8 protein-coding genes are annotated in these 8608 nt (G+C 64.2%); 2 read left to right on the forward strand and 6 right to left on the reverse strand.

The features are described 5' to 3' along the window. Positions 1-192: 192 nt before the first annotated feature. The gene (locus tag C2U70_RS22785; RefSeq protein WP_140980662.1) at positions 193-1575 is read right to left on the reverse strand and encodes a CmpA/NrtA family ABC transporter substrate-binding protein; all 1383 of its coding nucleotides are present in this window, start codon (positions 1573-1575) and stop codon (positions 193-195) included. 176 nt (positions 1576-1751) lie between these two features. Between C2U70_RS22785 and C2U70_RS22790 the strand changes: the two genes are divergently transcribed. Beyond that, positions 1752-3680, forward strand: coding sequence for a sigma 54-interacting transcriptional regulator (locus tag C2U70_RS22790; RefSeq protein WP_140980663.1), 1929 nt, complete (start codon positions 1752-1754; stop codon positions 3678-3680). A gap of 52 nt (positions 3681-3732) precedes the next feature. Here C2U70_RS22790 and C2U70_RS22795 read toward each other — a convergent pair whose 3' ends face one another. The 3 genes from C2U70_RS22795 to C2U70_RS22805 are packed head-to-tail and all read right to left on the reverse strand — an operon-like array spanning position 3733 to position 6352. After that, positions 3733-4611 carry a sulfurtransferase gene (locus C2U70_RS22795; protein WP_140980664.1) on the reverse strand — a complete coding sequence of 293 codons (879 nt, stop codon included), beginning with the start codon at positions 4609-4611 and terminating at the stop codon, positions 3733-3735. A 49-nt stretch (positions 4612-4660) separates the two neighbouring features. Beyond that, positions 4661-5773: an acyl-CoA dehydrogenase family protein gene (locus tag C2U70_RS22800; protein ID WP_186294416.1), complete on the reverse strand. Its 1113-nt coding sequence runs from the start codon at positions 5771-5773 to the stop codon at positions 4661-4663. Between the two features lie 36 nt (positions 5774-5809). After that, complete coding sequence (locus C2U70_RS22805; protein WP_140980666.1) at positions 5810-6352, reverse strand: OsmC family protein; 543 nt, start codon at positions 6350-6352, stop codon at positions 5810-5812. A gap of 245 nt (positions 6353-6597) precedes the next feature. Between C2U70_RS22805 and C2U70_RS22810 the strand changes: the two genes are divergently transcribed. Then, positions 6598-7257, forward strand: coding sequence for a TetR/AcrR family transcriptional regulator (locus C2U70_RS22810; RefSeq protein ID WP_140980667.1), 660 nt, complete (start codon positions 6598-6600; stop codon positions 7255-7257). 39 nt (positions 7258-7296) lie between these two features. Here C2U70_RS22810 and C2U70_RS22815 read toward each other — a convergent pair whose 3' ends face one another. Then, positions 7297-7788, reverse strand: a complete 492-nt coding sequence (locus C2U70_RS22815) for a hypothetical protein (RefSeq protein WP_140980668.1) — start codon at positions 7786-7788, stop codon at positions 7297-7299. 10 nt (positions 7789-7798) lie between these two features. After that, a partial coding sequence (locus C2U70_RS22820; RefSeq protein ID WP_140980669.1) for a DUF4189 domain-containing protein occupies positions 7799-8608 on the reverse strand: 810 nt, incomplete at its 5' end.

The following is an 8608-nucleotide window of genomic DNA, read 5'->3' on the forward strand; positions in this document are numbered from 1 at the left end:
CTTGCGGGGAGAGGGTTGGGGTGAGGGGGACTTTCCCCGGGGACGGTGAGAGTTGGACTCGCGGAGAGTCCCCCTCACCCGATCGCTTCGCGCGTAGCCGAAGCTTCGCTTCGGCGTCTCTTAAGAACGGCCGCCAAAGGCGGCCTATGCTCTCCCCGCAAGCGGGGCGAGGTGAAGAAAGAGCGCGCATCATCACGACTGCTTCCTGATCTTGAAGCTCGCGACGTAATCGTCCGGCTTCTCCGGATCGAACGTCTTGCCCATGACGCTGAACGACTTGTAGGCGCTGGCCGGCGGCGAAAGCCCCATCTCGGCCATCAGCTTCTTGGTGTCGGTTGCCAGATACACCTGCTCGGCCACCGCCTTGTAGTCGACGTCGCCCTTGATCTGGCCCCAGCGCTTCATCTGCGTCAGCATCCAGACCGCAAAGGACTGCCAGGGGAACGGATCGAAATCGACGCGTTTTGCATCGGTCTTCACGCCGCCGAGGCCGTCGGCGTAAGTGCCGGTCAAGACCTGCTCCAGCACGGTGACGGGCGCGTTGATGTAATTTGCCGGCGCAATGGCTTCCGCGATCTGCTTGCGGTTCTCGGCCTTCGACGCATAGGCGGTGGCATCGACGATGGCGCGGGTGAGCGCGGCAAAGCTGTTCGGCGCCGTCGTGATGAACTCGCGGCTGGCGGCAAAGCTGCAGCAGGGATGGCCGTCCCAGATCTCCTTGGACAGCATGTGCATGAAGCCGACACCGTCATAGATCGCGCGCTGGCAGATGTTGTCGGGCGCGAGGAAGCCGTCGATGTTGTCGGCGCGCAGGTTTGCGACCATTTCCGGCGGCGGCACCGAGCGGAGCTGCACGTCCGCGTCGGGATCGATGCCGTTTTCCGCGAGGTAGTAGCGCAAGAGATAGTTGTGCATGGAGTAGTCGAAGGGGATCGCGAACTTCAGGCCCTTCCAGTCCTTCGGGTCGCGCTTGTCCTTGTGCTTCATCGCCAGCACGATGCCCTGGCCGTTGATGTTCTCGATCGCGGGGACGGTGAAGGGGATCGCATTGGCGCCAAGCCCGAGCGAGATCGCGATCGGCATCGGCGCCAGCATGTGCGCGGCGTCGTATTCCTTGTTGATGGTCTTGTCGCGGATCACGGCCCAGCCGGCAGTCTTGACCACTTCGACGTTGAGGCCGTGCTTGGCATAGAAGCCAAGCGGCGACGCCATGATGATCGGCGTCGCGCAGGTGATCGGGATGAAGCCGACCTTCAAGTCCTTCTTCTCGGGCGTGCCGGCTTGGGCGAACACTTCGGTTGCCGTCTTGAGCGGGAAGAACTGCGACAGCGCGGCAAGTGCGGTGGAGGCACCGACCGACTTCAGGAACGCGCGCCGTGCGGCATCCCTGGGAAACATCGCGCGCATGACGGCCGAGGCCACAACGCCTTCGTAGCGGCTCTCCTCGCTCGGCGCGGGCTCGCAACGCAGCGCCAGGGTTGCATGCTCGTGCTCCGCTTCTGAGCGATGTTGGCCACAAATGCAGCCGGATTGAAGATTTCGGTTCGGATCAAACGGATTGTCGAACGTCGACATCGGACCTCCTGCGCGTCGTTGCGCTTCCTTGCAGGGGAGATTCACGCAAGGAGCATGCCAGCCCTTCGCCATCAGCCAGTGCATTGATGCCGCAGGAGTTTCCGATTGCCTTGGCCACTACGAAATTTCGTGGTACACGAAAATTCGTAGTCCAATTACGAGATTTCGGAGTCGAAATGGACCCAGCACTGGATACCCCGGCTACGGTGCATGGGGTTGATTTACGCGCTGCCGCCTTCGAGTTCTCGGTAGAGCCGACGCTGCTGATCGATCCCTATGCCGACCAGATCGTCGATGCCAATCCGGCCGCCTGCACCCTGCTCGGCTACGACCGCGCGCTGCTGCGCCAGACCAGGGTCACGACGCTCCATGCCGGGCAAGTGCCTGAGCTGACCGTGTTCACCCAGGCCGTGCTGCACAAGGGCGCCTACTGGACCATTGCGCTGACCCCGCGCCATGCGACCGGACAGGACCTGCGGCTCGAATATGCCGGCTGTGTCGTCAGCCATGAGGGCCGCACGCTTGTGCTGCTGACCCTGACTGATCTGGAGGCGCGGCGCCGGCGCAATGTCGATGCCGCGGCCGAGGACCACATGCGTGGCGGGATCGCGACCTGGCAACGGGTCGAGCGCGTCTTCCAGGACATCGAGCGCGAGAACCAGTTGATCCTGCGCGCGGCCGGCGAAGGCATCTATGGCGTGAACGCGGAAGGAAAGACCACCTTCGTCAACCCCGCCGCCGAACGCATGCTGGGCTGGACCGCGGAGGAGCTGGTCGGCAAGGAAATCCACCCGATCGTGCATCACACCCATCACGACGGCCGCCACTATCACGATCACGACTGCCCGATCTACGCAGCCTTCCGCGACGGCGCCGTGCACCAGGTCGATGGCGAAGTGTTTTGGCGCAAGGACGGCTCGCCGGCCTGGGTGGAGTACACCTCGACGCCGATCCGCGAGGGCGGCGTGGTCGTGGGCGCCGTCGTCGTGTTTCGCGACGTCAGCCAGCGGCGCGAGGCCGACGAGAAGCTGCACGCCGCGCTCGCCGAAGTCGATCGCCTGCGCGAGCGGCTGGAGCTCGAAAACGCATACTTGCAGGAAGAAATCCGGATCGAGACCAATCCGCGCGGCATCATCGGCCAGAGCGAGGCGATCCAGAAGACGCTGCGGCAGGTCAAGCTGGTCGCGCCTGCGACCGCAGCCGTGATGATCACCGGCGAGTCCGGCACCGGCAAGGAGCTGATCGCACGCGCGATCCACGAGGCCTCCGGCCGCAGCGACCGGCCGCTGATCCGCGTCAACTGCGCCGCGATCCCGCGCGAATTGTTCGAGAGCGAATTCTTCGGCCATGTCCGCGGCGCCTTCACCGGCGCGATGCGCGACCGCATCGGCCGCTTCGAGCTCGCCGATGGCGGCACGCTGTTCCTCGACGAGGTCGGCGAGATCCCGCTGGAATTGCAGGGCAAGCTCTTGCGGGTGCTGCAAGAGGGCAATTTCGAGCGGGTTGGACAGGAGCGCACGCGCACCGTCGATGTCCGCCTGATCGCCGCGACCAATCGCGACCTCAAGCAGGAGGTGTTGCGCGGACGTTTTCGCGAGGACCTCTATTTCCGCCTCAACGTCTTCCCGATCGAGTCGGTCCCCTTGCGCGAGCGGCGCGAGGACATTCCCCTGCTCGCGCAGCACTTTCTCACCAGCGAGAGCAAGGCGTTGAAGTCGAACCTGCGGCTGTCGGAGGGCGATGCACGGCGGCTGATGCGCTACGACTGGCCCGGCAATGTCCGCGAATTGCAGAACGTGATCGAGCGCGCCGCGATCCTGGCACAGAACGGCCGGCTGCGGATCGATCTGCCTGACGCCTCCGGCGTTCAGCTCACACAGGGCGCCGCGCGGCAGAAGGTCGATGCGCGCCCCGCCGTGATGACGGCCGCGGAGATGCGCGACCACGAACGCACCAACATCCTCGCAGCGCTCGATGCCTGCGCAGGAAAGGTGTTCGGCCCCGGCGGTGCCGCGGAAATGCTGGATATCAAGCCGACCACGCTGGCGTCGCGGATCAAGACGCTCGGGCTGACGCCGCGCTCGCGCGCCAGCCTGAACGCTTAGTGCGCGGGGCCCGATCCCTCAGGGTTGGATCGGGCCCCGGCACGCGGCAACGCTAGGCCGCCTTGGTGGTGACTTCAGGCGCGAGCGGCAGGCCCTGCTCGATCGGCAGCGACGGATCGCGCGACCATTCGTTCCAGGAGCCGAAATACATCCGCACGTCCTTCACCCCGGCGTTCTTCAGCGCGAGGAAGGTGTTCGAGGCACGCGCACCCTTGAAGCAGTAGAGATAGACGGGCGTCGATGGCGTGATGCCGACGGTGGCGCATTCCGCCAGGATTTCGTCCTTGGACTTGAAGCGCGGGCCTTCGGCAGTCGGCTTCATCATGCGGTACCATTCGAGCCAGACCGCGCCGGGGATGCGGCCCTTGCGCGGGCAGAAGTCTTTGCCATAGGGCGAGGAGCTGTCGCCGATCCACTCATCGACGTCGCGCACGTCGAGGATGGCGATGCCGGGCTTGCCGACCGCGCCGAGCATGGTTTTTGCGTCGATCAGGATGTCGCTCGCTTCAGGCACGATCGCGAACGAAGCCTTCGCGGGCGTCGGCGCCTCCTTGGTCACGGGAAGCCCGGCCGCGGCCCAGGCATCAAAGCCGCCATGCAGCACCTTCACCTTGGGATAGCCGAGCATGGTGAGCAGGTAGTAGCCGCGGCAGGACTGGCCGAAGCCGGAATTCATCGACTGCTCGTAGACGACGGCGGTTTCCTTGCCCGACAAACCAGCCGCGCCGAAAGCGTCGGCGAATTTTGTCTTCAGCTCAGTCATGCCCTCGGGCGTCGAGGTCGCAAGGAACGTGAAAATCTCGTGCACGTTCACGGCGTTCGGCAGATGCCCGGCGCCGTAGGCGTCGGGGTTGCGGGTGTCGATGACGACACAGGGCTCTTTCTTCAAGAGATCAGCAAGTTCGCTGGCAGAGATCAGAACGTCCGTCATTGGCAGCCTCTCCGTTGAGGTGGGTGGTCTTCTGGGTGGACTCGTGAGATCAGGCGTCGGCGAGCATCTTGCGCAACTGCTTGGTGGCAGGCGTGACGATCGCGACGAAATAGGCCTCGCGCAGCCGTCGCTGCGCGCGGTGGCTTTTGAGATACCCGCGCGCGCCACAATGCAGCATCGCGGCGTGTGCGGCGGCGACGCTGGCATCGCCGGCGCGAAGCCGGAGCGCGATCACCTTGCGCCAATAGGTCTCGTCTGCATTGTAGGGATCGCGCGCCAGCGCCATGGTCTCCGCTTCGAGCTCGGCGGCGAGATCGCGAAAATGCACCGGCTGCTGCGGCAAATAGCGGTTGACGTGGCCGAGCGGGCTCTGCACCTCGTCCATGATGTTGATGCAGTCGCGGATCAAGCCGAGCGCCATGCCGGCCTGCAGCAGGATGAAGCCGGCGCGGATTTTCTTCACGAAAGGCGCGGCGGGATCGGCGAGAATAAGATCGTCCGGAATGAAGGCGTCGCGGAACTGCACGCCATAGGTGCCGGTGCCGTCCATGGCGAGGAACGGCTTGCAGGGCGTGAGCGTGATTGCCGGATCCGAGCAGTCGGCGAGGAACATCACCGTGCCCTGATCGTCCTCGCGCTCGAAGATCGTGCCGAAGTAATGGTCGGGGCCGAGATTGGAGACCCAGGGCAGCGCGCCGCGCACGACGTAACCGCCGTCCACCTTACGCCCCTTCAGCTTCAGTTTTTCGATGCCGAAAAAGCTCTTCATGGGATTTGAGAGCCCGGTGCCGCCGAGCAGCCGCCCGGTCGAAAACGCATCGCCAAAGCGTTTGGCGAGCTGCACATTCGTCGAATTGGCGGCGTACCAGACCAGCGTATTCTGGCACCACGCCATGAAGGCGCTGGCACCGCAGACTTCCCCGATCGCCGCCATCGACTGGATCGCGCAGCGCAGATCGGCCGGCCCCTCCTGCGGGACGTGACTGGCCCAGGCCCCGACCTTGCCGAGCTGGCGCAGCACCTCGCCGGGATAGACGGAGCCGTCGTCGATCGCCTGCGCCAACGGCGCCAGCGCCGTGCGCGCTATCCTTCCGACTTCGTCGACAAGCGAAGGTGCGGGCTGATCGGAAGCTTCGACCCGCGATAAAGCCAGTGAACCCATGATCGTCTCCCGCACCCTTGTTGTCGCAGTGCTAAGCTAAATGCCGACCTCGAGATTGACGGGACGGGTGAAGGTGTTGGCGACCGGCGACCACTTCTTCACATGGGTGACGAGCGCGCTAACCTCCTCCTCGGAGATGCCCTCGCATTCCATGTCGACCTTGACGCGCACATCGGTGAAGCCGACCGGCTTGTCGGAGGTGTCGCCGGTACCCCAGACCGCGGTGATGTTGAGGTCGCCCTCGAGCTCGAGCTCGAGCTTGTTGACGATCCAGCCGCGATGCACGGCGTTGGCGTGCAGACCGACCGCGAGGCAGGAACCCAGTGCTGCGAGCGAGGCTTCCGACGGATTGGGCGCGGTGTCGTCGCCCAAGAGCCCCGGCGGCTCGTCGACGATATAGGGCGGCAAATTGCGGATGTAGTTGGCGTGGCGGAACTTGCCTTCGGCGACCGTCTTGCACTTCAAGGTCTTGACGACCTTCGGATTGGCCTTGCCGTTGGCGATCAGTTGCTCGAGCCCGTTCTTGTCGATGGGTGCGAGGCACCCCGTCAGCACTGTTTTTTGAACGACCGCAGTCATCAGGTTTCTCCCTAGGAGCGAAAAGTAGGTAGGATACCGAACGGTCTGTTTCCTTGCATGGAGCGTGCCAGAGCGGCCGAAAATCAAAACGTGAGATGGTGGAGCCGCTTAGGGAGCGCTGCCTGCGGATTGATCAGCCCCGCTCTGCTCAAGGCGAAAGCAAATGCGTCACTGCTTGCAAATCTTTTCGGCGAGGAACAGATGCGGCTTGATGATGCGGCGCGGCTGCGATTAAGTTGCAACCCATGACAAAGACGTCGTCGAAGAAATCCAGCGGCTCACTGCACGCAGGCGCAAGCGAAGATGAATCCGCGCGCGGACGCCTGCTGAGCGCCGCCACTCAGTTGTTCTGCAAGAACGGCATCAACGCGACCGGCATCGATGCGATCATCGAGCAGGCCGGCACCGCGAAGACCACGCTCTACAAACTGTTCGGCTCCAAGACCAACCTCGTCAATGCCGTGCTGGAAAGCGAAGGCAGGCAGTGGCGCGAATGGTTCATCGGCGCGATGGAAGACGGCGGCGGCGACGCGCAGACAAAACTCGCGCGGATTTTTCCGGCACTGAAAACCTGGTTCGCCGAGGATCGCTTTTACGGCTGCCCCTTCATCAACGCCGTCGGCGAGCACGACAAGGACGCAAAACAGTTCCGCAACATCGCGCTGAAGCACAAGAAGATCGTGCTCGGCCACATCGAAAAGCTCGCCGGCGAGCTCGGCTCGACCGAGCCCGCCGTGCTCGCACATCAGCTCGGCCTGTTGATCGACGGCGCCATCGTCGCCGCGATGATCTCGCGCGATCCGGGTGTGGCGGATACCGCGGCGCTCACCGCAGGCCCCCTGCTCCACCAGTTCAAGGCGAAGCGGCCGAGGCGTGGTTCGCAGGCGGAACTCGCTATCGTCTGACCTTTCGATCGGACAGTTGCGCCGGCCAGCTGCTCCCGGTCATCTCCGGGCGGAAAAGCGCAAGCCGACGCTGTTGGTGATGGACAGGTGCTGGCCATCACCGGATATCGTGATGGTGTCGATATAGCCGCTCTTCCAGGTGGCAACCACGATCCCCTTGGCGCAGCTCCAAGTGCCGCTGTCGCCGTTGCTGGACTGAGTAGTCCCGCCCGAACTGAAGACAACCCTGCGGCCGACGAGCCAGCGCCATTGGCCGATGATTCCGCTGCAACCGGAGGTCGGGGCCTGCGACGACGGCTCGGTTCGTCGCACGGCGCCGGACGGCCTGCGCGCGGGTGCTGTTCCGCCCCGCGGCGCATTCTCCTCACTGGAGATCGACTTTTCCTGCTTGCCGATGACGCCTCCGGTCTGGCCGGCCTGGGCCAACGCCCCCTCGGGCGTTGCGAGCAAGACCACAAGTGCGGCCGTACCGAGCAATGCTCCGCTTCGCCTCCACAGCAGCACTCTCGTTTTCGTTGGCATCTTCTTCATCACAGCTCAATCAATTGGCCGCTTGCAGGCGTTGTGCGCCGTCCGCGCAGACGGCGGCGATGATGCGACATCCCCTGCCCTTGCGGCGGCAATCGGACATCGCATCGTCCTTCGATTTCTGAATGTCAGCGCGGGCAGCCATCGCCCAGCCGCTCTCGGAATAGGCAAAGGCGCCGCACTGCGTGCCGAAAAAACTCATCTCAACCGGGCACTGGGCCTCGTTGCCGCAGGACGTCCGGGCGCTCGCGACGGCAGCCTTGCGCGTCTCCTGCGCCCACGACATTCCCCATTTGCCGCTGGCCTTCGAGTAAACGATCGAGCCCCACGGCTTCAGCGCGCTCAGGTCGCGGAGACGGCGGAGCAATCCGCGCGTCGCCTCACCCGTTGCGGCCAGCCTGTTGGCCTGCTCGAATTCGCGGATCGCCTCGTGCGCCGCGGCGTCCAGCGGTCCGTCGAACGCGCCGGGGTCGAAGTTGAGCTCGTAGAGGCGTTCCCGGATTTCACGCAGCGAGGCACCATCCGTGAGCACGATCCGATCATTCGGCTGCTCGACGGTTGCCGACTGCAGAGCTGCGGTCCGTTGCTGTTGCAGGTTGATCCTGGCGATGTCGGCAAAGGCGCCCTTGGGATAGCGGTTGAGATAGGCCTGGAACAGCAGCGGATTTTTCTCGTTTTTGATCGACTCCCAGAACGCCAGCTCCAGCGTCGAATCGTCGAGTGGCTTGCCCGCCTCCCCGGCGGCTTCCCGCGCCGGCACCAGCATGACGTCCTCTCCGCCGAGCGAGCCGTAGACATAGGGCTCCTGCTTGTTGTTGGTGGT

This window comes from Bradyrhizobium guangdongense (genome assembly GCF_006483445.1).
In the GTDB taxonomy this organism is placed as follows: domain Bacteria; phylum Pseudomonadota; class Alphaproteobacteria; order Rhizobiales; family Xanthobacteraceae; genus Bradyrhizobium; species Bradyrhizobium guangdongense_A.